The following is a 26490-nucleotide window of genomic DNA, read 5'->3' as shown; positions in this document are numbered from 1 at the left end:
ATGAAGACCAATCCCGGCCGTTTCTTCGAGGACTACCGTCTGGGCGAGACCATCGTCCATGCGGTGCCGCGCACGTTGTCGGGGGGCGAGCGGGCGCTTTATCACGCGCTCTATCCAGCACGGCACGCGGTCTATTCCTCGGATGAATTCGCCCGGTCCTGTGGACTTGCGGCCTCGCCCCTGGATGACCTGATCGCCTTTCACACCGTTTTCGGCAAGACGGTGCCCGACATCAGCCTGAATGCGGTGGCGAACCTTGGCTACGCCGAGGGCCGCTGGCTGGCCCCGGTCTGGTCGGGCGACACGCTTCGGTCGGAGTCGACGGTGATCGGCCTCAAGGAGAATTCGAACGGCAAGTCGGGCGTTGTCTACGTGCGCACGCGCGGACTGAACCAGCGTGGCGAGGTCGTGCTCGACTACGTCCGCTGGGTGATGGTGCGGAAGAAGCGGCTCGACGTGGCGGCGCCCGAGGCGGTGGTGCCCAAACTGGCGCCTGCGCTGGCCCCTGAGGCGTTGGTGGTGCCCGAGGGCCTCGACTTCAGCCGCTACGACTTCACCCTAGCGGGCGAGCCGCATCGCTGGGGCGACTATGCGGTTGGCGAGATGATCGATCATGTCGATGGCGTCACGGTGGAAGAGGCCGAGCACATGCTGGCGACCCGCCTGTGGCAGAACACTGCCAAGGTGCATTTCGACGCGACACAGCGCGAGGATGGCAAGCGGCTGATCTATGGGGGCCATGTCATCAGCCTTGCGCGCGCGCTGAGCTTCAACGGGCTGGCCAACGCGCAGATGATCATTGCGCTGAACGGCGGTGCTCATGCCAATCCGTGCTTCGCTGGCGACACGGTGCGCGCCTGGTCAGAGGTGTTGGACAAGGCGGAGACTGCCGCGCCTGGTGTTGGCGCGATCCGTCTGCGACTGGTCGCCGTCAAGCAGGGGGCCGCGCCCTTCGCCCTGAAGGGAGAGGACGGCAAATACCTGCCAGAGGTGCTTCTGGATCTCGACTACTGGGCCTTGATGCCCCGCTAGCGCTAACCGAGTCGCGCAAATCGACCATGGTGTGATCACGGGTTTGAAAATCGTGATCACAAAACGAAAAATCTTGCGAATTTGCGCTGCCTTGCAGCATCCGCGTCGCTCGTGAGGCGTGACATGCCGCAAAAATCCGCTATTCACAGCTTTGAAATCTATCCAGCCCGCCACAGGCCCGCCGCAGCTCTGCAACTGGGTCGGCGCGCCAGAACGAGGGAGCCGATCATGGCTGACGTGAACCGGGGCAATCGGCCGCTTTCCCCCCACCTTCAGATCTACCGCAAGCAATTGACCTCGGTGACGTCGATCCTGACCCGGATCACGGGCAATGGGCTGATCGTAGCGGCTGTCCTGATCGTCTGGTGGCTTCTGGCTGCTGCAACCGGCCCGGAATACTTCGCCTTTGCCGACGCCGTCCTGCGGTCCTGGTTCGGCAAGCTCGTGTTCTTCGGCTCGATCTGGGCGGTCTGGTATCACTTCCTCGCCGGGCTGCGGCACCTCTACTACGACAGCGGCCGCGGGCTCGACATCCCGACGGCGGAAAAGCTGGGCTGGGGTGTCATAATCGGTTCGGCCGTTCTGACGGTTCTCACCGTCATCATTCTGTGAAGGGGGCGAAGATGGCCTATCTTACCGATCGCAAGCGCGCGGAAGGTCTGGGATCGTCAAAGACCGGCACCGAGCATTTCTGGCACATGCAGGTCAGCGCGGTTGCCCTGGCGATCCTGGTCCCTGTGTTCATCTTCACCTTCGGCGGCATCCTTGGCGCGCCTTACCCCGAGGTGCTTGAGTATTTCGGCCGTCCGTTCCCGGCGATCGTGACCGGGCTGACGCTGTTCGTGTCCTTTATCCACTTCAAGAACGGCGCGCAGGTGGCGATCGAGGACTACGCCCACGGTCTGACCCGCAAGGCGCTCATCATCGGCGTGACCTGCCTGTGCTACGCCTGCATCGCGGTTGGTCTGTTCGCCCTGGTCCGCCTGGCGCTCTGAAGGAAGAAACGAAATGGCTGCTTACCCTTACGAGACGCATGTCTATGACGTCGTGGTCGTCGGCGCCGGTGGCGCGGGCCTGCGCGCGACGCTCGGCATGGCCGAGCAGGGCCTGCGCACGGCCTGCATCACCAAGGTCTTCCCGACCCGCTCGCACACTGTCGCCGCGCAGGGCGGCATCGCGGCGAGCCTGGGCAACATGGGCCCCGACAGTTGGCAGTGGCACATGTACGATACCGTGAAGGGGTCGGACTGGCTGGGTGACACCGACGCGATGGAATACCTCGCCCGCGAGGCCCCCAAGGCGGTTTACGAGCTTGAGCATTACGGCGTGCCCTTTAGCCGCACCGAGCAGGGCAAGATCTACCAGCGGCCCTTCGGCGGCCACACGACCGAATTCGGCGAAGGCCCGCCCGTGCAGCGCACCTGCGCCGCCGCCGACCGCACCGGCCACGCCATCCTGCACACGCTTTATGGTCAGAGCCTCAAGAACAACGCCGAGTTCTACATCGAATACTTCGCGCTCGACCTGATCCTGTCCGAGGACGGCAAGCGTTGCGTCGGCGTCGTCGCGTGGAAGCTTGACGACGGCACGATGCATGTCTTCTCGGCCAAGATGGTGGTGCTCGCGACGGGTGGCTATGGCCGGGCCTATTTCAGCGCGACCTCGGCCCATACCTGCACCGGTGACGGCGGCGGGATGGTGGCCCGCGCCGGCCTGCCGCTGCAGGACATGGAGTTCGTCCAGTTCCACCCGACCGGCATCTACGGCTCGGGTTGCCTAATCACCGAAGGCGCACGCGGCGAGGGTGGCTACCTGACCAACTCGAACGGCGAGCGGTTCATGGAGCGCTATGCCCCCACCTACAAGGACCTTGCCAGCCGCGACGTGGTTTCACGCTGCATGACGCTCGAAATCCGCGAAGGCCGCGGCGTGGGTGAGCACAAGGACCACATCCACCTGCACCTGAACCACCTGCCGAAAGAGACGCTGGAGCTGCGGCTGCCCGGCATCTCGGAAAGCGCGCGGATCTTCGCGGGTGTGGACCTGACGAAGGAGCCGATCCCGGTCCTGCCGACCGTACACTACAACATGGGCGGCATTCCGACGAACTACTGGGGTGAGGTGCTGAACCCGACCGCCGACAACCCCGATGCGATCTTCCCCGGCCTGATGGCCGTGGGCGAGGCCGGCTGCGCCAGTGTTCACGGAGCGAACCGGCTCGGGTCGAACAGCCTCATCGACCTCGTGGTCTTTGGCCGCGCTGCGGCAATCCGCGCGGGCGAAATCCTGACGCCCGGCGCGCCGAACCACCCGCTGAACAAGGCCGGCGTGGACAAGGCCTTCGACCGTTTCGACACGTTGCGCAATGCCAAGGGCGGCACGCCCACGGCGGACCTGCGGCTTGAGATGCAGCGCACGATGCAGGCCGATGCGGCGGTGTTCCGCACCGACAAGACGCTGGCCGAAGGTGTGAAGAAGATGGAGGCAATCGCCGCCAAGATGGGCGACATCCAGGTCACCGACCGCAGCCTTGTCTGGAACTCGGACCTGATGGAGACGCTGGAACTCACCAACCTCATGCCGAACGCGCTGGCTACCATCGTGGCGGCCGAGGCACGGAAGGAAAGCCGCGGCGCTCACGCCCACGAGGACTATCCGAACCGCGACGACGCAAACTGGCGAAAGCATTCGCTGGCCTGGATCGAGGGCGATCATGTAAAGCTCGCCTACCGCCCGGTGCATCTGGAACCATTGACCAAGGAAGACGAAGGCGGGATCTCACTCAAGAAGATCGCGCCTAAAGCCAGGGTGTATTGATGTTGATGATCCGCCTGGCGGCTTTGGGTCTTGCCTTGTTCAGCCAGAGCGGCTGCATCGCGGTTGGGGCCGGGATCTATGGCGGTTCGCGGACCGAGGCGCTTGATGGTGTGTCGCGGGTGATGACGGGCGAGCGGCCTGACATTCCAGCCGATCAGGCTGCTGCCTGCGTGGTCAAGGGGATGAAACCGCTGGAGGTCGTCAAGTTCGGGACTTCGTACCAAGGCAAGCTGACGCAGGACCATGTCATCACGGTCAAGGAAGTCGCGCAGAGAAAGCCAGTTGCGGCCTGTCTGCAGGCCCTGCCAAAAGCGGCGGTGGCAAATTGAAGCGCCTTGCCATCCTGCTGTCGCTGCTTCTTCCCCTCGCCGCCTGTGTCGGAGGCAAGTCATCCGACAAGGCGGAAGTCGAGACGGCCGAAAAGGTCTTGATTCAGGTTGTCACCACGGCAGCTCCTGCCAGCTCGGCCAAGTACATCGCGGTCTGTGCCATGACCTATACCAGCCAGGAAGAGGTGAAGACGCTTTCGGCGAACGAGGCAAACCCCGTCAACCGCGAGACGGTCGAGATCGTGCGCCAGATCATTTCGCGCCCGAATGTCATTTCCTGCATCGACGGGCTCGGCTTCGGGGTTCCGGAATTGTGAGGTCATCTTGCGCCTAACATCCGCCATCACCTCTTCAGCGATCGGTGCCGCTGCCGCCCTGGCAGGATGCGCGCCGCCCAAGCCCGTTCCGGTCGAACTGGCCGAGGCGCAGTGTGTGCAGCAGGTGCTGTCCGGCAATACCGGCAACTCGTCTGTCACCTTCGGGGTTGGCACCGGCTATGGCGGCTGGGGCTGGGACGGTGGCCCCGGCTATGGCGGTTGGGGCGGCACCGGCGTTGCCGTGTCGACCACTGTCCCTGTGGCATCGCGGGTGAACCCCGCTCAGCAGTATAATGACTGTGTGATCCGCAGATCCGGCCAGCCGCCGGTCACACCGTTCGCGAAACGCCCGGAACTGAAAGGGTAAGAGATGGTCCAGTTCACGCTTCCCAAGAACTCCAAGGTCCGCACCGGCAAGACCTGGCCGAAGCCCACGGGTGCGAAGAACGTGCGCGCCTTCCACATCTATCGCTGGAACCCCGATGACGGTGAAAATCCGCGGGTCGACACCTATTTCCTCGACATGGACAAGTGCGGTCCGATGGTTCTGGACGCGCTCATCAAGATCAAGAACGAGGTCGATCCGACCCTGACCTTCCGCCGGTCCTGCCGCGAGGGGATTTGCGGCTCTTGCGCGATGAACATCGACGGGATCAATACGCTTGCCTGCATCTATGGTCTCGACGAGATCAAGGGCGACGTGAAGATCTATCCGCTGCCGCACATGCCGGTGATCAAGGACCTGATCCCCGATCTGACCCATTTCTATGCCCAGCATGCCTCGATCATGCCCTGGCTTGAAACCAAGACGAACCGCCCCGAGAAGGAATGGCGGCAGTCGATCGAGGATCGCAAGAAACTCGACGGGCTGTACGAGTGCGTCATGTGCGCCTCCTGCTCCACCTCCTGCCCGAGCTATTGGTGGAACGGCGACAAGTATCTTGGCCCGGCGGCGCTGCTTCATGCCTATCGCTGGATCATCGACAGCCGCGACGAAGCGACGGGCGAACGGCTCGACAACCTTGAGGATCCGTTCAAGCTTTACCGCTGCCACACGATCATGAACTGCGCCAAGACCTGCCCGAAGGGGCTGAACCCGGCCAAGGCGATTGCCGAGATCAAGAAGATGATGGTCGAGCGGATCGTCTGATCCGCCCGATCCCGGGGCCACTCCGGTGACCGCGGGGGCCGGTATTGCGCCATGGCAGAGTGGGATCCGGCCACCCCGCCGCATCGCAAGACCAAGACAGGCTGGCGGCCGCTGCAGGCGAGCATCGATCGTCTGGGTAAGCGATGTCATCGTCCGGATAGCCCGGGAACGATCCGCAACGTCTGGATTTGTCCGGTATTCAAGGGCTCGTTGATGCGGGCCTTTTCCTGCTGCTAGGCTGGCTTCGGACAAGGAGGTGCATCATGGCACAACGGCTGGCGGGCAAGGTGGCGATCGTATCCGGTGGTGCCGGGGGCTGCGGGGCAGCTGCGGTACGGCTCTTCGCGCAGGAAGGGGCCGCTGTTGGCATCATCGACCGCGACGTCACGCGGGGCGAAGCGCTGGCGGCGGAACTGGTCGCGGCGGGGCATCGCGTTGTCTTCGCCGGGGCGAATGTCGCCGATGGGGCCGAGGTCAGGGCGGCAGTCGCAAAGGTGGTGGCGGCACTTGGTCCGGTGACGGTGCTTTTCAACCATGCCGGCACCATCGTCATCAAGCCGTTCCTCGAGACCGAGGAGGCGGACTGGGACTTTCTCTTCGATGTCAACGTGAAGTCGATGTATCTCATGACCAGGGCCGTTCTTCCCCACATGCTGGAGGCGGGGGGAGGTTCGATCGTCTGCACCTCGTCGATCTCGGCCGTCTATGCCACGCCGATGGAGGTACTCTACGACGCGACGAAGGGCGCGTGCCACATGTTCACCCGTGCCATCGCCGTCGAATTCCGTGACCGTGGCATCCGCTGCAATGCCGTCTGTCCGGGCTTCATCGAGACTCCACATGGCTTGCGCGAAGTGCGGGAGCTTCGGGCCTTGGGCGTAGACGTATCGGAAGAAGCGATCCGGGCTGCGCAAGGTCGGATGGGTCGTCCCGAGGATATTGCGAGGGCGGCCCTGTATCTCGCTTCGGATGACGCCGAATTCGTGAATGGGGCACAGCTTTTCGTGGACAATGGGTTCAGCGCTGTCTGATTGCCACTGATTTCGACACAGTTTGGCCCTATCGTCATGCAATACGGGTCTGATTTCTTGGGCATGGTGTGACCATGGCAGACGAAAAGCATGTTGCGGAAGGGTCCCGTTGGATCGTGGTTGCCGATCAGCAGCACGAGCAAAGCGGGCTGACCGGATTCATCTATGCGCTTGGTCTCGATAATGCACAGGATCAGGCCATTGCCCTGTTCGGTGTGATATTGCTCAGTTGGGGCCTGATGCGCCTCGCTCGGTGGGGGCTTGACCGGCACACGGTCGCCAAGGCGCCGCCTGCGCCCGCACGGGTTGGGCATGCGGTGGCGGCCTCGGTCGCGAAGGCGCCGCGGGGCGCGCCCGGCAAGGTGCGGATAAAGACCCGAAAGTATGCCGAACCTGGCCGGAGCTTTGCGACGTCCCTTACCCGGCGATGTGCCTGGAAGCAGCTTCAGGCTGCGGCGGACGGAACCGGAACCGAATGGTTCTGCACACGTTGCAGCGCAACTTGCACAACCGAACATGAGGTCTCGCCTGGCATCTGCCTGCGCACTGCCTGAGTTGCCCTTGCATGGTTGTCTTTCTCCGGGCACTTCTGCCGCATGTTCCTACTGCCACTCGGCCTCATCGCGGTCTTTCTTGCCCTCTGGCTTATGCGGCGTAATTCGTCGCTGACCCGCGGTTGTCTTTGGCGTCTCGACCGGACCGTGGCGCCGAACCACTGGCGCTGCGCCGCCTGCGGCGCGGAAATCGATCTGCCGCCCGGAAAGGCACCGCGCGATTGCCTGAAACCATCTGCCGAAGATTGACAGCCGTGCAGCACGGCGCGAGGCTTGTCGCATCATGCCGCGCCAGCTTTCCCTGACCGAAGACCTTGTCGCGCGGGTCGAGCGCGAGGAAGTCGATCCCGGCCCCGACAAGAGCCTTGTCGAGTTGACGCCGGGGGAGCGGGAAGCCTTTGCTCGGTCCTTTCTGAAGCAGATTGACGGTCAGCCTTTCCGCGTCTTCGCCTACGGCTCGCTCATCTGGAAACCTGCCTTCGAGCATGTCGAGGCACGTCGCGTGGTGGCGCATGGCTGGCGACGATCGTTCTGTCTGGATATTGATCGCTGGCGTGCCAGTCCGGAACAGCCCGGCCTGATGCTGGCGCTGGAACAGGGCGGGTCGTGCAATGGCGTCGCCTACAGGATGCCAGAAGACGACCGGCTTGGTCGGATGCTGCGCCTGTTCGAACGCGAAGTCGCCTATCACGAGGATATGCCTTCGGTTCGCTGGTTGACCGTGCGCGACGGCGCCGAGCGTTTTCCTGCTCTGGCCTTCTACTGTGTGCCTCGCCGCGATCCCTATTACATTCATCTGCCGATCGAGGGCCAGGCCGCCCGGCTGGCGCGGGCCTGCGGCCATGTCGGGAGTGGAGCAGCCTATTTGCGCAACACCGTCGAGCATCTGGAACAACTCGGCATCCATGACGCCTATCTGTGGAAGCTGCAGGCGCTGGTTGCAGAGGAAATCGTTGCCATTCACCACGGCCCGCCGCATGGGCGAGCCGAGGAGGTCTGAGCCTCAGCAGTAGCGCTCGACATTGGCGGCTTGGTCGTCGCCATAGCGGTCGCCATGTGCCCAACCCACGGGCAACAGCCGGTCGATCTCGATGCGGTCGGACTCGGTCAGGCGAATTCGATCGGCGCCGGCCCAGGCGGCCAGATGATCTGCCGTCCGCGTGCCGGGGATCGGGATCAGGTGGTCACCGCGATCCAGGATCCATGCCAGGGCAGCGGCTGGAACCGACCACCCGCGCGCGGCGCAGAATGTGGAAAAGGCGGCGATGCGCTTACGGTTCTCGGACCAGTTGGGGTCATGGAAGCGCGGGATCGTTGCGCGGAAATCGTCCTTTGCGAACGCCGCCGGATCAGCCATCGGCGTTCCGAGCGCACCGCGGGCGAGGGGAGAGAAGGGCACGAAGGCCACACTCAGTTCGGCGCAGGTGCGGATCAGGCCAAGTTCGGGCAGGCGTGTCCATAGCGAGTATTCGTTCTGCACGGCCATGCAGGGATGGACAGCATGGGCCCGGCGCAGCGTCGTGGGGGAGATTTCGGACAGACCGTATCCGCCGATCTTTCCTTCTTTTATCAGGGATTTAAGTGTCTCAACCACCTCTTCGATCGGCCGGGCCTGCTCGCGGCGATGGATGTAGAACAGCTCCACCCGGTCCACGCCCAGGCGCTTGAGCGAGCCCTCTAGTTCCGCGCGCAGGTGGGCCTCGGAATTGTCGAAACCGCCTCCGCGCACGATCGAGGCCTTTGTCGCGATCACCACCTGCGGTTTGCGCGAGGCCAGCCAGCGGCCCATCACGGTTTCAGAGACGCCGCTGCCGTAGATGTTGGCGGTGTCGAGGAAGTCGATGCCGTGGTCGAGCGCGGCATCAAGGCAGGCAAAGCTCTCTGCCTCGGTCGTGGGGCCGAAGATGCCGCCAAAGCTCATGCAGCCAAGACCGATCGCCGAAACCTCGGGTCCGCCTGCACCCAGTCGCCGTTTGCGCATGTCCTGCTCCTTGTCCTTGGGGGGAGCCGAGCAAACGTCCGCGAATCGATCTGGTCAAGGGCGAAAGCGCCGGTCCTCAGGCAAATGCGGCGGTGAGCGCGATCTCGACCATGTCGCCGAAGCTTTTCTCCCTGTCGGCGGCGGGCAGCGCTTCGTGCGTGAGAAGGTGGTCGGAAATGGTCAGTACGGCCAGGGCGCGGCGGTTGTAGCGGGCGGCGAGCGTGTAGAGCTCGGCCGCTTCCATCTCGACGCAGAGCACACCATGGCGGCGCAATTGTTCATTCAGATCGGGGCGTTCGTCGTAGAACACGTCTGAGGAGTATATGGTGCCGGCATGCAGGCCAACGCCAGTGCCGCTGCCCGCCTCCCACGCGGCCTTGAGCAGCCCGAAATCCGCCGTGGGGGCGAAGTTCAGCTCGCGGAAAATGCCGCGCGACGGGGTGGAAAGGGTCGAGGCCGACATGGCCAGCACCACGTCGCGGACCTTCACATGCTCCTGCATTCCGCCGGCAGAACCGATGCGGATCAGGGTCTTTGCGCCATAGTCGCGGATCAGTTCGTTGACGTAGATCGAGAGCGACGGCATGCCCATACCGGTGCCGTGGATCGTGACCGGACGGCCTTTCCAGGTGCCGGTAAAGCCAAGCATGCCGCGCACCTCGTTGACCAGCCTTGCGTCCTTGAGAAAGGTTTCGGCCGCCCACCGCGCACGGTAAGGGTCGCCCGGCAGGAGGACGGTTTCGGCGATGTCGCCGGGTTTCGCACCGATATGGACGGTCATTCTGGGGCTCCCTGACGCCCTGATCCGGCAGGCTGCTCGGAATCGGGGTTAACGCCATGGGATAGCGGGGAAAAGCGCGACAGGAAAGCGTCTGGAAGCCGTATAGCTTGCGTCTGGCACTTGAAGCAGCCGGGGCGAGGGTACGTGGCACCCGCCCCGGCAAGACCCTATTCGGGAATGCGGCAGGTATACTCTTCCTTCAGCGCCCGCCACTTGTCCCAGAAGGTGCCGAAGGGAACGCCATTCAGGCGGGCCATCAGAACATCGAGATGCGCGTGCCAGCCGGCAGAAACGCTCAGGAGGCCCGAACGACCGGAGAGGCGGCGATGCGTCAGGGTCAGGAGCACGTCCTCACCGTCTGGGACGAGTTCAATCGTCACCTCCCCGGTCTCGAACCACGAAAAGACCAGCTTGCGCGGAGGATCGACCAGAAGGATCCGGCTTGCCATCCGATGCTCTTCACCGAACTCCTCGGGGCGCTGGCCGGGATCGTCGGTCAGGCGGTCGTTCCGCCAGACGAGTTCGAAGGGCGCGCCGACCTTGAGTTCCATTTTGCCCGAGGCGAGCCAGAGCTGCCGCAGGTCGCTGTCAGTCAGGTAGGACCAGACCCGCTCGATCGGGCCGGGCAGGCGCCGTTCAATGCGGAACGTGGTGGGTTCAATGAGCGTGCCGTAGGGGCTGCGTTCGGCGAGTCGGGTCATGTCTTTTCTCCGGGTTTCGGGTTCGGACTTGGGGACGCGGGTGGTTGGGGTCTTGCGTCTTCCTCGCGCAGGATCTGATCGAGCAGGTCGAGACGGTCGGTCCAGAAGCGTTGATAGAAGGCAAGCCAATTCTGCGCAGCTGAGAGCGGTTCGGCATTCAGTCGGCAGTAATGGGTGCGCCAGCGCACTTCGCGGCGGATCAGGCCGGCACTTTCCAGAACCTTGACGTGGCGAGAGGCCGCCGCCAGCGACATGTCGTAGGGCGCGGCGAGTTCGGTGACTGTTCGTTCGCGCTCGGCCAACTGGCGCAGCATGCCGCGCCGCGTCGGATCACCCAAGGCGTTGAACAGCGTATCGAGTTGGAGCGATTCTGATTCAACCATAATGTTGAACGATAGCACGGACAGGCTGTCGTTCAACAACTTTGTTTAATAATGGGCAGCCAAGCGCAGCTAAACGTCATCAAGGGCGTCTGGCAGACTTCTACAAAGAGTTTCGCGGTTTCGCGCCGGTCAGGCGGCGAGGCCGGCCTTCTGGGCGTAGGTGCCCGCATTCGGACAGAAACCGCAGGCTTCAGGCCTGGCTGTCGCGAAAGAGTCCAGCGTCTCGGCGCATTGGCGTCGCGCGCCGCAATGGGCGCACACCTCTAGCAACTCGAGGTAGTCCGCATAGTTCTGCTTCAGGTCGGCTTCGGACAATCCAAATATGGCAGCCATCGCCGTCAGCCGCTCGGGGACATCCATCGGCAGACGGGCAAAGGCGCGGAGCTGGTCACGGGTCACGCCCAGATCCTCGACTTCGCGGTCACTCAGGGCTTCGATCTCGCGCTGGTCGCGCCAGAGATCGAACATCATGCGCAAGCGTTCAAACACCGGTTCTCTCCATTCCAGTTCCCCCGAAGCGGGCGATACCGGAAAGAAGGCGATCCGACCTTGACGCGGATCAAGTCATTCAGCGGCGATGGGACGGGCGTCTACCAATGCGACGATGTCGAGCATGATGCGGTTCAACTCGAAGTCCTTCGGCGTGTAGACGGCGGCGACACCCATGGCGCGAAGCTGGGCTGCATCCTCTTCAGGAATGATGCCACCGACGACAACTGGCACATCCGATAGGCCCGAAGCGCGCATGCGGTCCATGACTTCGGCGATCAGCGGCAGGTGGCTGCCCGACAGGATCGACAGGCCCACGACATGCGCCTGCTGGTCGGCGGCGGCCGAGACGATCTCGGCCGGGGTCAGGCGGATGCCCTCGTAATGGATGTCCATGCCGCAGTCGCGGGCGCGGGCGGCGATCTGTTCGGCGCCGTTCGAATGGCCGTCGAGGCCGGGCTTGCCGACGAGGAACTTGAGCTTGCGGCCGAGCTTGGCCGAGACGGCATCGACCGCCTCGCGGATCGGGTCGAGGCCCTCGGTGCGGTTCGAGGGGTTCTTCGAGACCCCGGTCGGCCCGCGATACTGGCCGAAGGCCTTGCGCACCACGTCGCCCCATTCGCCGGTGGTCGCGCCGGCCTTGGCCGCGGCGATCGAGGGCGGCATGATGTTGGCGCCAGACGCGGCAGCTTGGCGGACGGCTTCGAGCGCGGCCTTGACCTTGCTTTCGTCACGCGCGGCACGCCAGGAGGTCAGGCGGTCGAGTTGGTCACGCTCCGCTGCCTCGTCCACAACCATGATTGCGCCGTCGCCGGCTGTGAGAGGGGAGGGGGCCGCCTCGGTCCAGCGGTTGACGCCGACCACGACCGTCTCTTTCGCTTCAATGCGGGCAAGGCGTTCGGAGTTCGACTCCACCAGTCGCGACTTCATGTATTCGATCGCGGCCACAGCGCCGCCCATCGCATCGATCTGGGCAAGCTCGGCGCGGGCGCCATCCTGCAGTTCGGCAACCTTGCGGTCCACGGCCGGATTGCCGTCGAACAGGTCATCGTATTCCAGAAGGTCGGTCTCGTAGGCGAGGATCTGCTGCATCCGGAGCGACCATTGCTGATCCCACGGGCGCGGAAGGCCAAGTGCCTCGTTCCAGGCGGGAAGCTGGACGGCGCGGGCGCGGGCCTTTTTCGAGAGAGTGACAGCCAGCATCTCGAGCAGGATGCGGTAGACGTTGTTTTCCGGCTGCTGCTCGGTCAGGCCGAGCGAGTTGACCTGGACGCCGTAGCGGAAGCGGCGGTACTTGGCGTCGGTGATGCCATAGCGCTCCTGCAGGATCTCGTCCCAAAGGTCGACGAACGCCCGCATCTTGCACATCTCGGTCACGAAGCGGATTCCCGCGTTCACGAAGAACGAGATGCGGCCGACCATGTTGGGGAAATCTACCCCCGGAACTTTCCCTTTCAGATCATCGAGCACCGCGCAGGCGGTCGCGAGGGCAAAGGCCAACTCCTGCTCGGGCGTCGCGCCTGCCTCTTGCAGGTGGTAGGAGCAGACGTTCATTGGGTTCCACTTGGGTAGGTGGGTCGCGGTATAGGCCGCGACATCGGTGATCATGCGCAAGCTGGGTTTCGGCGGGCAGATATAGGTCCCGCGCGACAGGTATTCCTTGATGATGTCGTTCTGGACGGTGCCCTGCAGCTTGGCGACGTCTGCGCCCTGTTCCTCGGCCACAGCGATGTAGAGCGCAAGCAGCCACGGCGCGGTCGCGTTGATCGTCATCGAGGTGTTCATCTGCTCCAGTGGAATGTCCTGGAACAGGGTCCGCATGTCACCCAGATGGCTGATCGGAACGCCGACCTTGCCGACCTCGCCCCTGGCGAGTTCGTGGTCGCTGTCATAGCCGGTTTGTGTCGGCAGGTCGAAGGCGACGGAAAGGCCCGTCTGCCCCTTGGCAAGATTGGTGCGGTAGAGTGCGTTCGAGGCCGCAGCAGTCGAATGGCCGGCATAGGTGCGGAAGAGCCAGGGCTGTTCCTTTGCGGCTGCGGTCATCGGGGCCTCCGGATTCGGGCGCGTAATTTTCTTTCACGGAAGAATTCACAGGCGACATAAACTGTCAACTCAAAATGTGCTGCACTGCGGCGCGGCCGGGTCGCCGCCACAAAGTCTTGCAAAAATTCGCAAGTCTCCATCATTTTGCCCCGGATCACGACGACGTTACCTCCTGCCGGCGGATTTCCGGCACTTACAGAGAATGAGGGAATTTGATGCTGAAGAATGCCATGCGCGCCACCCTGGCAGTCGCTGTAACGCTCACTCTTGCCTCTCCGGCTCTTGCTGTCGACCGCAATGTCCGGATCCACAACGAAACCGGCCTGACGCTGTACCGCTTCTATTCGACGAACTCTGGCTCGCCCAAATGGGGCAAGGACGTCATGGGGTCCTCGACCCTGCCGCCGGGCGGCGTGATGAACATGAATTTCGACAACAAGTACGGCTATTGCGAGTTCGACTTTAGGGCGATCTTCGAGGATGGCACCGAACTGACCCGCGGCAATGTCAATGTCTGCGAGATCGGCGACTATTACTATCAGCCCTGATTAAGGCATGCACGCTACGCCGCCGGGCCTTCCCAATCAGCCTGAAATTTGAAAGGCTACCCCCGTGGGCCATGTCCGCGGGGGAGGTTCATGGATCTGTTGGTGAAGATTGCGCTCTGGTCGCACTTTCTGGCCATTGGTGTCGGAGGAAGCGCGACTTTCGGCATTCCCGTCGTGGGGCGGATGATGCTACAGGGCCCGCCCGAGGCGCGGCCCTCCTTCGGCGGAACCATCGACAGGCTGTCGAAGATGGGGCGCGCGGCAATCGGAGTGCTGATCGTTTCCGGGCTTTTCCTTGTCTGGGCGCGCTACGATGCGGCGGAAATGCCGGCCACTTTCTGGGCCAAGATGCTGCTCGTGGTCCTCCTGATCGCGCTTGTGATCTACACTGTCCGCAACGGCGCAAGAGCGCGGGCAGGGGATATGGCGGCTGCAGCGCGCGGGCCGGTGCTGGGCAGGGTCGGGATGGGCATGTTCGCACTGATCGTGCTCATGGCGACGCTGGCTTTCCAGTGACGGGCTTCCCCTCCGCCAGCCCCGCGGCCCACCGAGACGGGGGCCATGTTCTCAACCGTTGAGCTGCCGCTGTGGCTGTTCGTGCTGATCGTCGCCTTCGCGGCGGTGGCATTCCTGTCGCATTTCCTGTTCCCTTCGGTGCGCTGGTTCTTCCGCCGGAGGATGGAACGGGCCGTTGCCCGGCTGAATGCCCGGCTGGTGCGGCCGATCTCTCCCTTCAAGTTCATGCGGAGGCAGGATGTTGTCGTACGCCTTGCCTACGATCCCAAGGTCATGGCTGCGGTCGTCGAGGAGGCGACCGAGACCGGCAAGCCCGAGAACGTCGTCTTCGACGAGGCGCGCAGCTACGCGCGCGAGATTGCGCCCGCATTTTCGGCCACGCTCTATTTCGGCTTCGCCACCTCGGCGGCGCGCTGGCTGAGCCAGCTCTTCTACCGGGTCAAGGTGGGCAAGGTCGATGACGCGATCGCCGAGATCGATCCGCGCGCGACGGTGGTCTTCGTCATGAACCACCGCAGCAACATGGATTACGTGCTGGTCACGTGGCTGGTTGCAGACCGCTCTGCCATTTCCTACGCCGTGGGCGAATGGGCGCGCATCTGGCCCCTGTCGGCGCTGATCCGGTCGACCGGCGCCTACTTTATCCGCCGCAATTCACGCAACCATCTCTATCGTCAGGTCCTGGCGCGCTATGTGCAGATGGCCACCGCCGAAGGAACGACGCAGGCAATCTTCCCGGAAGGGGGCCTCTCTCTGGATGGACGGGTTGGCGCAGCCAAACTTGGGCTTTTGTCCTACATGGTGCAGGGCTTCGAGCACGAGCCGTCGCGCGATGTCGTCTTCGTGCCGGTGGGGCTGGCCTATGACCGGGTGCTGGAGGATCGCCTGCTGACCGAGGCACATCAGACAGGCATCAGGCGGTTTCGTGCCCGGCCTCTGGCGATCCTCGGTTTCATCTGGCGCATGATCTGGCGCAAGCTGACCGGACGCTTTCCGGGCTTTGGCACGGCCACCGTGGCCTTTGGCGCCCCGCTCAGCCTTCGCGAATTCGTGGGCGACAGGACTGAGGGACTTTCGTTCGAGCGGGTAACTGTCGGACTTGGCGTGCGACTCATGGAAGAGGTTCAGAAAAGCGTGCCCGTCCTGCCCGTGCCGCTGGTCGCCGCGGCCATCGGGACCTCGCCTGTGCCCCGCGCCGAATTGCCGGGGCGGGTGGCAGATATTGTCGAGCGGCTGGAGGCTGCGGGCCAGCCGCTTGAACTGCCGGAGGGGGGCGCACTTGGTGCGATTGTCGAAGGGTTGGGCGCTCTGATCCAGCGCGACATGATCCTGGAGCTGGAAAACGCGCTCTGTCCGGCCCCCGGCAAGGAAGCGCTTCTGGCCTACTACGCCAGCCCGATCCTGCAGATGCTCGAGCGCGTTGCTGCAACGCCGCAGACATAAAATTACAAAATTGATCTTAAACCTATTGCGATATTGCTTCCTCGATTCTAATTCTCTCCCCAGAAAGCGGTGCGATTCTGCGTCGCGGCACAGGTTTCCCGAGGGAGAGCAAAGTGATGGCATTGGACGCGCAAGAAGGCATCGCAACTTACGACGCGCCGCAGAAAGACCTCTACGAGATTGGAGAGATGCCTCCGCTCGGCTACGTGCCGCCGAAAATGTACGCCTGGGCGATCCGGCGCGAGCGGCATGGCGAGCCTGAAAAGGCCATGCAGGTCGAGGTGGTCGATACCTGGAAGATCGACAGCCACGAGGTCCTTGTGCTCGTTATGGCCGCTGGCGTGAACTACAATGGCGTTTGGGCTGGCCTCGGCCAGCCGATCAGCCCGTTCGACGGCCACAAGCAGCCCTATCACATCGCCGGCTCGGACGCGTCGGGGATCGTCTGGGCGGTGGGCGACAAGGTCAAGCGCTGGAAGGTCGGCGACGAGGTGGTCATTCACTGCAACCAGGACGATGGTGACGACGAGGAGTGCAACGGCGGCGACCCGATGTTCAGCCCGACGCAGCGCATCTGGGGTTATGAGACGCCGGACGGTTCCTTTGCCCAGTTCACCCGCGTGCAGGCCCAGCAGTTGATGCCGCGGCCGAAGCACCTGACCTGGGAAGAGTCGGCCTGCTACACGCTGACGCTTGCTACCGCCTACCGGATGCTTTTCGGCCATCCGCCGCATGACCTGCAGCCGGGCCAGAACGTGCTGGTCTGGGGTGCCTCGGGCGGCCTTGGCTCCTATGCGATCCAGCTCATCAACACCGCGGGCGCGAACGCGATCGGCGTCATCAGCGAAGAGGACAAGCGCGACTTCGTGATGGGGCTGGGCGCGAAGGGCGTCATCAACCGCAAGGAGTTCAAGTGCTGGGGGCAGCTGCCCAAGGTCAACTCGGCCGAATACAACGAGTGGCTGAAGGAAGCCCGCAAGTTCGGAAAGGCGATCTGGGACATCACCGGCAAGGGCGTGAACGTCGACATGGTGTTCGAGCATCCGGGCGAGGCGACCTTCCCGGTCTCGTCGCTGGTCTGCAAGAAGGGCGGCATGGTGGTGATCTGCGCCGGGACGACCGGCTTCAACTGCACCTTCGACGTGCGCTACATGTGGATGCACCAGAAGCGCCTGCAGGGCAGCCACTTCGCCCATCTCAAGCAGGCCGCGGCGGCCAACCGGCTGATGTGCGAACGCCGTCTCGACCCCTGCATGTCGGAGGTCTTCGCCTGGAACGAGATCCCGCAGGCCCATACCAAGATGTACAAGAACCAGCACAAGCCGGGGAACATGGCGGTGCTGGTGCAAGCTCCGCGGACCGGCCTGCGCACCTTCGAAGACGCGCTGGACGCCGGGCAGCGCTGAAATTCCAGCCCCGGCGCCCAATCTGGGCGCCGGGGTTCGTTGTTTAGGGCCCGACAACGGTCTGTTGCTTGGCTACGAACAATAAAATCCTTTGAATTTGTGTTATGATTTTCCGAGTTGGTTTTTTGCTCGGGTCGTTTCACATGGCTCACGATTGGATTTTTGACGTATTGGCAGACCTTCGTCTCTATGCCTTGTCCAACGACATGCCGGGCCTGGCCGGCAAGGTCGAAGAGGCGATGAGGATTGCAAGGCGAGAGCTTGCCACGACCCGCCGCCCCGATCGGGAAGAAGAAGACGGCGAGGTTCAGCCGCATCGGTCCCGTCCAAACTGACCGCTGGCACTGCTCTTCGGCAGCGTCTAAGGTCCGCGCCATGCAGGCCCCCGCGCTGACCTTTTCCGACGACCAGGCCGAGGCCTGGGATCGCGTCGCTGACCAGCTTCGCGGCATGGGTGTCGATCTGGTCGAGGGCACGCTGACCCCGCAGGCCGATGGCAAGGCCTCTGTCCTCGCCGTTCTGGGCAAGGCCGGGTCGGGAAAGACCATGCTGCTCGCAAGCCTCTACCACGCCCTAAAGTCAGCCGGGGTCGAGATCGTCACGGGTGATTACGAGGGGCGCCGCCGCAAGGATCGTCGAACCCTTGCCATCCTGGCCCCCACGAACAAGGCCGCGTCGGTCCTGCGCATGCGGGGGGTTCCGGCCACCACGATCCACCGCATCCTCTATACCCCGGTCTATGACCCGCAATACGAGAAGATCGCCGACTGGCTGGCTGGTCAGGCCACGCGTCCCGTGGTCGAAGGCCTGACCGAGACGCAGCTTGATCGAGCCAAGGCATTCTACGACAGCCTGCCCTCGATCCCAGGCGCGCTGGCGGCGGCGGGGCTGAGGGGCAGCGACTTTATCAAGGGCTGGAAGCGGCGGGAAGAACCACTCGACATCGGTTTTGTCGATGAAAGCTCGATGCTCGACGAACGCCAGTTCGATGACCTGCGCGAGATCTTCCCGACACTGGTGCTGTTTGGCGACCCGGCGCAGTTGGCCCCGGTCGGCCAATCAGGCGAGATGGTGTTCAACAAGCTCGGCGACACCCGAAAGCTGATCCTCGATCGCATCCACCGGCAGGTCGAGGGCAATCCTATCCTCGACCTGGCCCATGCGCTCGCCGACCCGGCACTGAGCTTCGAGGATTTCGAGCGGATGGTCGAGGAGGTGGCTCGGCATGACGACCGTGTGGTGCTGGCGCAAAGGGTCGACTCCGACCTGATGGCACGCTCGCCGGTTCTTGTCTGGCGCAACGCAACACGCGTGCGGCTCATCACCGCCTTCCGGACCGCCCATGGCGCGCCAGATTTCGAACTTCTGCCCGGCGAGCCCCTTATCTGCGACGGGATCGAACTTCCGCTGAAGCACCGCAAGAAGCGCATCGACCTCGAGGCGCGCGGCCTCATCAAGGGGGCCCAGGTCATCTACCTTGGCGCAGGCAACCGCAGCGGCTTTGCCAAGCTGCACGTGATTGGCGCCGAAGAGCCGCAGCTCTCGGCCGCGGCGATCATCAAGATCGAGAAGCCCGACGAGGAAGAGCCCTTCATCCCCCATGCCGCCACGATGGGCGCGGCCTTCCTGCACGGCGCCGCGGTGACGATTCACAAGGCGCAGGGCTCGCAATGGGAAGAGGTCCAGGTCTTTGCGCCTGACCTCTACGCCGCGGCGCAATCCGGACGGATGGAGGCGGGCCTGCCGCTGTGGAAGCGCCTGGCCTATGTGGCGATCACCCGCGCCGAGCACCGCTTGCACTGGGTCGTGCGCAACCGTCTTGCCATGCCGCAGCGCGCGCTTTCGACCGACGACCTGCCGACACGGGCCGCGCCGCTGGCACTCGAGGCCGAGGCAGAATGAGACACACTGCCAGCTTCTTCTGTTTCGAAGTATCCTCGGGAGAGAGCCCCGCAGAGTCGATGGGACGTAAAGCCCCCTGCATCGCTTCCGCTAGAGACTGAAGCCGACTATTCTCCGTGGCGTCACCCGAGAAGGATTCCTTCATGCACTGCGTCTTCGTCCAGTTCCGCTGCGCACCCGGCAAGACCTATGAGGTCGCCGACGCGATTTATGACCGCGAACTCGTGTCGGAGCTTTACTCGACCTCGGGCGAATACGATCTCATCGCCAAGGTCTACATCCCCGAGGAAGAGGATGTGGGCCGCTATCTGAACGAACGGCTGTTCGACATTCCGGGCGTCGTGCGCACGCTCACGACCATGACCTTCAAGGCCTTCTGAGCATTCAGGTGCGGCGGACGCGGAACGCCTCGGAGGCGGCCCATCCGGCCAGCGCCGCGATGGCCAGCGACAGAAGGCCATAGGCCAGCGGCTGGTTATGGGCGAGGTTGGTCAGCCAGCGTTCGAGACCTTCCTTGCGCACGTCGATCTCGTTCTCGCTGACGTCGATGACACGCCCGCCGCGCGTCAGAAAGATGCGGACCTTGTAGATGCCCTCGATAAGGTTGGCCGGCAGGGCGACATCGGTGCGGATCAGGGTTTCCTGAGTCAGGCTGACCGCGTTCTGGTTCAGGATGTAGGCACCCTGTTCCGCCCTCACCCGGATCAGCGCATCGGTGAAGCTCGAAGCGTCCTCGGCCTCGCCGGCGATTCCCACGGCGCGGATGGCACGGGGAATGGTCACCTTGTAGCGCAGGTCGTCGGTGTCGGACAGGACATCGCGCAGGAGGCCGGTCGTCGCGACGGCGTAAAAGCTGGGCGCGGCGTCGATCTCGACTGACTCGGTATTGATCCACAGCCCGTAGCGGCGGTTTTTCTTGCGCACGACGACCGGGGTCAGCGGGCCTTCGACCGTAACGATCACATCGAGCGCCGGCGAGGCGGGCGGAGGCGCGTCGCGCTTGACCGCGCCATAGACCATGATCTCGGAGCCCGAGAAGCGCGCAGTGATCGAGACCTCGTTCTGGCTCAGCCCCGCCACCACAGTTTCGCCGTCGCCCTGAGCATTGGAGGGCAGCGGAGCGATCAGGGCGAGCGCAAGGAGAAGGGGGCGGAGCCTCATGACCGTGGCACCGACAGCGAATAGAACTCGGTGGGAGTGAGGACGAGCTCAAGTGCAATCTTGGCCGCGACGGCAAGAACCAGCAGCGCCAGCAGGATGCGCAGCTGCTCTGCCTTCAGTCGCAGCGCCACCTGCGCGCCAAGCTGAGCGCCGATCACGCCCCCGACGATCAGCAGAAGCGCCAGTGCCATGTCGACCGAGAAACTGGTCGTCGCATGGGCTACGGTCGTATAGGCCGAGGTGAAGATGATCTGGAACAGCGACGTCCCCACCACGACCTTTGTCGGCATGCCGAGCAGATAGATCATCGCCGGGACCATGATGAACCCGCCGCCAACCCCCATGACTGCCGAAAGGAAGCCGACGAAGGCTCCGACCGCGATCGGGGGGATCACGCTGATGTAGAGGCCCGAGGTCCGGAACTTCATCTTCAGCGGCAGACGGTGGACCAGCAGATGCTCGTGCGCCCGCCGCGGAACTGTCGCCCCGGCCTTGGCCATCTTGCGGCTGCGGTTCAGCGCCCGCAGGCTTTCCTGCAGCATCAGCAGGCCGATGAAGCCCAGGAACACGACATAGGACAGCTGGATCAAGAGATCGACCTGCCCGAGGGAACTGAGCAACGAGAAGACGTAGATGCCGATCGTCGAACCGACGAGGCCGCTGATCGTAAGCACGATCCCCATGCGGAAATCGACGGTCCGGCGCCTCAGGTGTGCCAGCACGCCCGAGATCGAGGAGGCGACAACCTGGTTCGCGCCCGTGGCCACGGCGATGGGGGGAGGGATACCGATGAAGAACAGCAGCGGCGTGATGAGGAACCCGCCACCCACGCCGAACATGCCGGACATGAAGCCCACGATTCCGCCAAGCCCGAGAAGGACGAAGGCGTTGACCGAAACTTCGGCGATGGGCAGGTAAATCTGCATCTTTTGGCGCTGGAAGGATTTTCTCTACTCAATCCCTGCCGTCGGGCATTGTCAAACCGCCTGCTCCCCGCAGTAACGCTTTCTTGCAGGGGCTTGCGGAAATGACTCAGTCGAGGTCGCGCAGCATCTTGCGGATCAACCGTTCGAGCTTCGCGGCACCAAGGGGGGCCATGGCCTTGGTATGTTCGTGGCTGATCTTTTCATCCGAAAGGCCGGCGGCCATGTTGGTGATGGTCGAGATCGCCGCAGCATTCAGCCCGAGGAAGCGGGCAAGGATGATCTCGGGCACGGTGGACATGCCGACTGCATCGGCGCCCAGAATGCGGATGGCACGGATCTCGGCCGGGGTTTCGAAAGAGGGGCCGGAATACCAGGCATAGACACCCTCGGGCAGGGCAATGCCTTCCGCCTCGGCCGCCGCTTTCAGCCGCGTGCGCAGTCTGGGATCATGGGCGTCGGTCATCGGTACGAAACGGCGGTCGGTCGGTTCGCCGATCAGCGGGTTCAGCCCCGAGAAATTGATGTGATCCGACAGAAGCATCACGTCGCCAGGCCGGATGTCGGGGCGCAGCGACCCGGCCGCATTCGTGGCAATCAGGGCCTCGGCTCCCAGACCCGACAGCACTTCCAGCGGCAGGCGCATCACTGCGGGGTCGCCGCTTTCATAGTAATGGGCGCGTCCTCCGAACACGGCGACACGTACGCCTTCCAGATCGCCAATCACCAGCTTCGGATAGTGGCCGGAGACGCCCGCATGAGGAAAGCCAGGCAAATCGGCATAATCGATGGCAACGCCGCTGACGGTTTCAGCCAGATGGCCAAGACCCGATCCGAGGATCAGGCCCAGCTTCACGGGCTCGGCCCCGGCACGGGATTGGATCAGGCGGGTCAGGCTGGCGGCATCGGTCATGGTCATTCTCTTATCCAGGCGGGCGGTTCGATGGATTGCACGCGGTACACGATCATCACCAGCCGCTTTCCATCCCTGACCGCGCCGGCCCGCAGAATGGCACGGCAGGGATGACCGCCGCCGCCGATGAAGAAATCGCAGCCCTTGAGGACTTCCTTCGGCCCGGCAGCCTCGTCCCAGATGACCGGCAGCATCGTGCCATCCTCCATCCTGAACAGGATGCCCTCGAGATTGCGGGGATTGGTCCCGATATGGCCCCCGGCCCAGGACTCCTGCACGACCCATTCCGCCGTGCGCGGGGTTTCCTCTGCCGAGGCGGGCGGCACCAGCACGAGGCAGATAAGGCCCGCGGCGAGCCTTCGCATCACCGTTCCTTGACGTAGGGCTCTCCGCCCGCCCGGGGCGGGATCGCCTTGCCGACAAGGCCGGCGAGGACGACAACGGTCAGGATGTAGGGCAGGGCGTCGAGTGCCGGAACCGGGATCGAGATGCCGATGGTATTCTCGATCACGTCGGGACGCAGCGCGATGGCCTGGAAGAAGCCGAAGAGCAGCGTCGCCCAGAGGCAGTACCAGGGCCTCCACTTAGCGAAGATCAGCGCGGCCAGTGCGATGTAGCCGCGGCCCGCGGTCATCTCCTTGCCGAAGCCAGCTTGCAGGCCTGTCGACATATAGGCCCCTGCGAGGCCGCAGAGGATTCCGGTGATGGCGACAGCGGTGTAGCGCAGTCGCACGACCGAAATGCCTGCGGTATCGACCGAGGCCGGGTTCTCGCCCACTGCGCGCAGGCGCAGGCCAAACCGCGTCCGGTAAAGCACCCACCAGCTCAGCGGCACCATCAGCAGGCCTACATAGACAAGGAAGGTGTGGCCAGAAACGACCTCGGCATAGAAGGGGCCGATGATCGGCACCCCCGCCAGCTCGTCTGCCAGCGGCAGTTTGATCGGGTTGAAACGCGCCGCACCCTCCAGCGGCGGTGTCCGACCGCCCTGGCCGAACAGCGACTGCGCGATAAGCACGGTGATGCCCGAGGCCACGAAGTTCAACGCCACGCCCGAGATGAGCTGGTTGCCACGGAAGGTGATCGAGGCCAGGCCATGCACCGCCGCGAAGAGGAGCGATCCGACGATCGCCGCCAGAAGCCCGAGCCAGACAGAGCCGGTCAGATAGGCCACCGCTCCGGCCGACATCGCGGCCATCAGCATCTTGCCTTCAAGGCCGATGTCGAAGATGCCGGCCCGTTCGGAGTAAAGGCCGGCAAGGCAGGCCAGAAGCAGGGGCGTCGCCAGTCGCAGCGTCGTGTCGAGAACCTGCAGGAGCGTCGCGTAGTCCATCACGCTGCCCTCGCCTGCGGGCGGGGGCGGAAGAACACGCCCAGCATCATCCGCACCATCTGGTCCAGCGCGCCGGTAAACAGGATCACCAGGCCCTGCACGACGGTTCGCAACTCGATCGGGATTGTGGTCCAGAGGCCCAACTCCGCCCCGCCCTGGTAGAGGAAGCCGAACAGGATCGCCGCGAGCAAGACGCCCAACGGGTGGTTTCGTCCCATCAGCGCCACCGCGATCCCGATGAAACCCGCGCCTTCCGAGGCGTTCTGCACGAGGCGCCCGCTTTCCCCCATGACGTTGTTGATCGCCATAAGCCCGGACAGCGCACCCGAGATCAGCATGGCGATCATGATGATCTTGAATGAGGAAATCCCAGCATAGGTCGCGGCCTTTTCCGACTTGCCGAAGGCGCGGATCTCGTAGCCGAGGCGCGTCCGCCACATCAGCAGCCAGACAAGCCAGCAGCAGATCAGCGCAACGAAGAGCGAGATGTTCGCCGGGACCTTCTTGGTGAAGATCAGGTTCAGGATCGGGATCTCGTTCAGCGTCGGCAGATGCGTGCCGGGCGGGAAATTCGCCGTCGCCGGATCCATCTGGCCGGCGGGGCGCAGCACGTTGACCAGCAGGTAGATCAGCAGCGCCGACGCGATGTAGTTGAACATGATCGTGGTGATCACGATATGGCTGCCGCGCTTGGCCTGCAGCAAGGCAGGGATCGCCGCCCAGGCAGCCCCGAACAGGGCCGCGCCGACCATCGCCGCCGGCAGCGCCATCGTCCAGTGCGGCCAGGGCAGCGCCAGGCAGACGAGAGCGACACCGAGACCACCCAACTGGGCCTGTCCTTCACCGCCGATGTTGAACAGGCTGCCGTGGAAGGCCACTGTCACCGCGAGGCCGGTGAAGATGAAGCTCGTCGCGTAGTAGAGCGTATAGCCCCAGCCATAGGCCGAGCCGAGCGCGCCATCGACCATGACCCAGAAGGCCTCGGTCGGGCTTTGTCCGATACCGAGCAGCACGAAAGCCGAGATGATGGCGGCCAGTGCCAGACTGATGAGCGGCACCAGCACGACATCGGCCCAGGTTGGAAGCTTGGTCATGCGTCGCCCCTTTCCCGAAATTTCTGCGAAATTTCCGGGATCTCGTGGAAAGTTCGTGCGCTCATGCCGCGTCCCCCGACACGCCGGCCATCAGGAGGCCAAGTTCCCGCTCATTGGTCGTCTCCGGGTCGCGGAAGCCCATGATGCGCCCGTCGAACATCACGGCGATACGGTCGGACAGGCTCATGATTTCGTCCAGTTCGACCGACACCAGAAGGATCGCCTTTCCCGCGTCGCGCAGGGCGACGATCTGCTTGTGGATGAACTCGATCGCGCCGATGTCGACTCCGCGCGTCGGCTGGCCGATCAGCAGCAGGTCCGGATCACTTTCGATCTCACGCGCGACCACGATCTTCTGCTGGTTGCCGCCCGAGAAATTCTTGGCGGCCAATGTCGGGATCGGAGGGCGCACGTCGAAGGTGGCCATCTTTTTTTCCGTGTCCGCCCGGATCGCGTCGTTGTCCATCAGAAGCGAGTTCTTCTGGTACTTCGGCTCATTGTGATAGCCGAAGGCGACGTTCTCCCAGGCGGTGAAGTCCATGATAAGGCCGAGGGTCTGCCGGTCTTCTGGCACGTGTCCGATGCCAGCCTCGCGCCGGGCGCGGCCATTGGCATCAGCCCCGACCAATGGCAGGACGGCGCCGTTCATCGTGACCGTGCCCGCTGCCCGCTGAATGCCCCCCAGAGCAGCGAGCAGTTCGGACTGGCCGTTGCCCGCAACCCCCGCGATGCCAAGAATCTCGCCGGCGCGGATCTCGAAGCTCACGCCCTTCAGCCGCTCGACCCCGATCTCGTCCTTGACGCGCAGGTCCTGAACCGAAAGGACGACCTTCCCGGGATGCGCGGGTTTCTTCTCGACCTCGAGCAGCACCTTGCGGCCAACCATCAGTTCGGCCAGTTCCTCGGGCGAGGTCTGGGCCGTCTTCACCGTGCCGACCATTGTGCCGCGCCGCATGACGCTGACATTGTCGGTCGCCTCCATGATCTCACGCAGCTTGTGGGTGATGAGGATCACCGTCTTGCCCTGGTCGCGCAGACCCTTGAGGATGCGGAACAGGTGATCGGCCTCGGCGGGCGTCAGCACGCCGGTCGGCTCGTCGAGGATCAGGATCTCGGCCTGACGGTAGAGCGCCTTGAGGATCTCGACCCGTTGCTGGTGGCCGACCGACAGGTCCTCGACCAGGGCATCGGGATCGACGTCAAGCTCGTATTCCTGCGCCAGATCCTGCAGCGACTTGCGCGCCTTGGCCAGCGACGGGCGCAGCAGGGCGCCGTCTTCCGCGCCGAGAACCACGTTCTCGAGCACGGTGAAATTCTGAACCAGCTTGAAATGCTGGAACACCATGCCGATGCCGGCGCGGATGGCGCTCTGGCTGTCGGGTATGGCGGTCAGATTGCCATTTACGAAGATCTCGCCCGCATCGGCCTTGTAGAAGCCGTAGAGGATCGACATGAGCGTGGATTTCCCCGCTCCGTTTTCGCCGATGATCCCGTGGATGGTGCCCTTCGGCACAGCGATGTTGATGTCCTTGTTGGCCTGAACCGGGCCAAAGGACTTCGAGATGCCCTTCAGCTCGATGGCGAAGGGCCTGGAAGACGGGGCGGCCGATGTCGGCCGCCCCCCGCCCATGTCAGCGGTCATC

Annotated in this window: 32 protein-coding genes; 19 read left to right on the top strand and 13 right to left on the bottom strand. The window is 63.7% G+C overall.

Going from position 1 to position 26490, the window contains the following annotated elements:
- The 12 genes from L0V05_RS10250 to L0V05_RS10195 all read left to right on the top strand — a co-directional run bounded on the left by L0V05_RS10250 (position 1) and on the right by L0V05_RS10195 (position 8230).
- Positions 1-1032: a MaoC family dehydratase gene (locus tag L0V05_RS10250; RefSeq protein WP_234870101.1), complete on the top strand. Its 1032-nt coding sequence runs from the start codon at positions 1-3 to the stop codon at positions 1030-1032.
- Positions 1033-1260: 228 nt separating this feature from the next.
- Positions 1261-1644, top strand: a complete 384-nt coding sequence (gene sdhC, locus L0V05_RS10245) for a succinate dehydrogenase, cytochrome b556 subunit (protein WP_234870099.1) — start codon at positions 1261-1263, stop codon at positions 1642-1644.
- Positions 1645-1655: 11 nt separating this feature from the next.
- Positions 1656-2027 carry a succinate dehydrogenase, hydrophobic membrane anchor protein gene (gene sdhD / locus L0V05_RS10240; RefSeq protein WP_234870097.1) on the top strand — a complete coding sequence of 124 codons (372 nt, stop codon included), beginning with the start codon at positions 1656-1658 and terminating at the stop codon, positions 2025-2027.
- Positions 2028-2040: 13 nt separating this feature from the next.
- Positions 2041-3849 carry a succinate dehydrogenase flavoprotein subunit gene (sdhA, locus tag L0V05_RS10235; protein ID WP_234870095.1) on the top strand — a complete coding sequence of 603 codons (1809 nt, stop codon included), beginning with the start codon at positions 2041-2043 and terminating at the stop codon, positions 3847-3849.
- Entirely contained in the window at positions 3849-4178 is a 330-nt protein-coding gene (locus tag L0V05_RS10230) for a hypothetical protein (RefSeq protein ID WP_234870093.1), read from the top strand. The genes sdhA and L0V05_RS10230 overlap by 1 nt, the downstream gene beginning before the upstream one ends.
- Entirely contained in the window at positions 4175-4495 is a 321-nt protein-coding gene (locus L0V05_RS10225) for a hypothetical protein (protein WP_234870091.1), read from the top strand. Before L0V05_RS10230 ends, L0V05_RS10225 begins: the two co-directional genes overlap by 4 nt.
- A 7-nt stretch (positions 4496-4502) precedes the next feature.
- A complete protein-coding gene (locus L0V05_RS10220) occupies positions 4503-4862 on the top strand; it encodes a hypothetical protein (protein WP_234870090.1) in 360 nt (119 codons plus the stop codon).
- Positions 4863-4865: 3 nt separating this feature from the next.
- Complete coding sequence (locus tag L0V05_RS10215) at positions 4866-5645, top strand: succinate dehydrogenase iron-sulfur subunit (RefSeq protein WP_234870088.1); 780 nt, start codon at positions 4866-4868, stop codon at positions 5643-5645.
- A 263-nt stretch (positions 5646-5908) separates the two neighbouring features.
- Positions 5909-6676, top strand: coding sequence for an SDR family NAD(P)-dependent oxidoreductase (locus tag L0V05_RS10210; RefSeq protein WP_234870086.1), 768 nt, complete (start codon positions 5909-5911; stop codon positions 6674-6676).
- A gap of 74 nt (positions 6677-6750) precedes the next feature.
- Positions 6751-7230 (top strand): hypothetical protein, encoded by a 480-nt coding sequence (locus L0V05_RS10205; RefSeq protein ID WP_234870084.1) that lies wholly within the window; start codon positions 6751-6753, stop codon positions 7228-7230.
- A 42-nt stretch (positions 7231-7272) separates the two neighbouring features.
- Positions 7273-7479 carry a hypothetical protein gene (locus L0V05_RS10200; RefSeq protein ID WP_234870082.1) on the top strand — a complete coding sequence of 69 codons (207 nt, stop codon included), beginning with the start codon at positions 7273-7275 and terminating at the stop codon, positions 7477-7479.
- Between the two features lie 34 nt (positions 7480-7513).
- On the top strand, positions 7514-8230 hold the full coding sequence (locus tag L0V05_RS10195; protein WP_234870080.1) for a gamma-glutamylcyclotransferase: 717 nt from the start codon (positions 7514-7516) through the stop codon (positions 8228-8230).
- A gap of 3 nt (positions 8231-8233) precedes the next feature.
- On the opposite strand, the gene L0V05_RS10190 is transcribed toward L0V05_RS10195, so the two are convergent.
- From L0V05_RS10190 to L0V05_RS10165, 6 genes are all read right to left on the bottom strand, one after another.
- Complete coding sequence (locus tag L0V05_RS10190; protein ID WP_234870078.1) at positions 8234-9211, bottom strand: aldo/keto reductase; 978 nt, start codon at positions 9209-9211, stop codon at positions 8234-8236.
- Positions 9212-9287: 76 nt separating this feature from the next.
- Entirely contained in the window at positions 9288-9992 is a 705-nt protein-coding gene (gene deoD / locus L0V05_RS10185) for a purine-nucleoside phosphorylase (RefSeq protein ID WP_234870076.1), read from the bottom strand.
- A gap of 167 nt (positions 9993-10159) precedes the next feature.
- Complete coding sequence (locus L0V05_RS10180; protein WP_234870075.1) at positions 10160-10693, bottom strand: SRPBCC family protein; 534 nt, start codon at positions 10691-10693, stop codon at positions 10160-10162.
- Complete coding sequence (locus tag L0V05_RS10175) at positions 10690-11112, bottom strand: ArsR/SmtB family transcription factor (RefSeq protein ID WP_234870073.1); 423 nt, start codon at positions 11110-11112, stop codon at positions 10690-10692. Before L0V05_RS10175 ends, L0V05_RS10180 begins: the two co-directional genes overlap by 4 nt.
- 93 nt (positions 11113-11205) lie before the next feature.
- On the bottom strand, positions 11206-11565 hold the full coding sequence (locus L0V05_RS10170; protein ID WP_234870071.1) for a DUF1127 domain-containing protein: 360 nt from the start codon (positions 11563-11565) through the stop codon (positions 11206-11208).
- Positions 11566-11640: 75 nt separating this feature from the next.
- Entirely contained in the window at positions 11641-13608 is a 1968-nt protein-coding gene (locus tag L0V05_RS10165) for a protein meaA (protein WP_234870070.1), read from the bottom strand.
- 215 nt (positions 13609-13823) lie between these two features.
- On the opposite strand from L0V05_RS10165, the gene L0V05_RS10160 reads away from it, so the two are divergent.
- The 7 genes from L0V05_RS10160 to L0V05_RS10130 all read left to right on the top strand — a co-directional run bounded on the left by L0V05_RS10160 (position 13824) and on the right by L0V05_RS10130 (position 19803).
- Positions 13824-14156, top strand: coding sequence for a hypothetical protein (locus tag L0V05_RS10160; protein WP_234870068.1), 333 nt, complete (start codon positions 13824-13826; stop codon positions 14154-14156).
- A 90-nt stretch (positions 14157-14246) separates the two neighbouring features.
- Positions 14247-14672 (top strand): hypothetical protein, encoded by a 426-nt coding sequence (locus L0V05_RS10155; protein WP_234870066.1) that lies wholly within the window; start codon positions 14247-14249, stop codon positions 14670-14672.
- A 45-nt stretch (positions 14673-14717) separates the two neighbouring features.
- Complete coding sequence (locus tag L0V05_RS10150) at positions 14718-16115, top strand: 1-acyl-sn-glycerol-3-phosphate acyltransferase (RefSeq protein WP_234870064.1); 1398 nt, start codon at positions 14718-14720, stop codon at positions 16113-16115.
- 116 nt (positions 16116-16231) lie between these two features.
- Positions 16232-17521, top strand: a complete 1290-nt coding sequence (gene ccrA, locus L0V05_RS10145; protein WP_234870062.1) for a crotonyl-CoA carboxylase/reductase — start codon at positions 16232-16234, stop codon at positions 17519-17521.
- Between the two features lie 143 nt (positions 17522-17664).
- A complete protein-coding gene (locus L0V05_RS10140) occupies positions 17665-17856 on the top strand; it encodes a hypothetical protein (protein WP_234870060.1) in 192 nt (63 codons plus the stop codon).
- 40 nt (positions 17857-17896) lie between these two features.
- Complete coding sequence (locus L0V05_RS10135; RefSeq protein WP_234870059.1) at positions 17897-19423, top strand: ATP-dependent DNA helicase; 1527 nt, start codon at positions 17897-17899, stop codon at positions 19421-19423.
- A gap of 143 nt (positions 19424-19566) precedes the next feature.
- A complete protein-coding gene (locus tag L0V05_RS10130) occupies positions 19567-19803 on the top strand; it encodes an Lrp/AsnC family transcriptional regulator (RefSeq protein WP_234870057.1) in 237 nt (78 codons plus the stop codon).
- A 4-nt stretch (positions 19804-19807) separates the two neighbouring features.
- Here L0V05_RS10130 and L0V05_RS10125 read toward each other — a convergent pair whose 3' ends face one another.
- The 7 genes from L0V05_RS10125 to L0V05_RS10095 form a co-directional block, all read right to left on the bottom strand.
- Complete coding sequence (locus L0V05_RS10125) at positions 19808-20584, bottom strand: TIGR02186 family protein (protein ID WP_234870056.1); 777 nt, start codon at positions 20582-20584, stop codon at positions 19808-19810.
- Entirely contained in the window at positions 20581-21510 is a 930-nt protein-coding gene (locus L0V05_RS10120; protein ID WP_234870054.1) for a sulfite exporter TauE/SafE family protein, read from the bottom strand. The genes L0V05_RS10125 and L0V05_RS10120 overlap by 4 nt, the downstream gene beginning before the upstream one ends.
- 106 nt (positions 21511-21616) lie before the next feature.
- Positions 21617-22420, bottom strand: a complete 804-nt coding sequence (locus L0V05_RS10115; protein ID WP_234870595.1) for a purine-nucleoside phosphorylase — start codon at positions 22418-22420, stop codon at positions 21617-21619.
- A 2-nt stretch (positions 22421-22422) separates the two neighbouring features.
- A complete protein-coding gene (locus L0V05_RS10110; protein ID WP_234870052.1) occupies positions 22423-22785 on the bottom strand; it encodes a hypothetical protein in 363 nt (120 codons plus the stop codon).
- Complete coding sequence (locus L0V05_RS10105) at positions 22785-23753, bottom strand: ABC transporter permease (protein ID WP_234870050.1); 969 nt, start codon at positions 23751-23753, stop codon at positions 22785-22787. Before L0V05_RS10105 ends, L0V05_RS10110 begins: the two co-directional genes overlap by 1 nt.
- The gene (locus L0V05_RS10100) at positions 23753-24847 is read right to left on the bottom strand and encodes an ABC transporter permease (RefSeq protein ID WP_234870048.1); all 1095 of its coding nucleotides are present in this window, start codon (positions 24845-24847) and stop codon (positions 23753-23755) included. The genes L0V05_RS10105 and L0V05_RS10100 overlap by 1 nt, the downstream gene beginning before the upstream one ends.
- Before the next feature lie 61 nt (positions 24848-24908).
- Positions 24909-26489 carry an ABC transporter ATP-binding protein gene (locus L0V05_RS10095; RefSeq protein ID WP_234870046.1) on the bottom strand — a complete coding sequence of 527 codons (1581 nt, stop codon included), beginning with the start codon at positions 26487-26489 and terminating at the stop codon, positions 24909-24911.
- Between the last annotated feature and the right edge of the window lies 1 nt (position 26490).

The organism is Alitabrizicola rongguiensis (assembly GCF_021491355.1).
Taxonomy (GTDB): Bacteria; Pseudomonadota; Alphaproteobacteria; order Rhodobacterales; family Rhodobacteraceae; genus Aliitabrizicola; species Aliitabrizicola rongguiensis.
The sequence above is the reverse complement of the archived record's forward strand: the minus strand, read 5'-3'. Positions and strand labels throughout refer to the sequence as shown.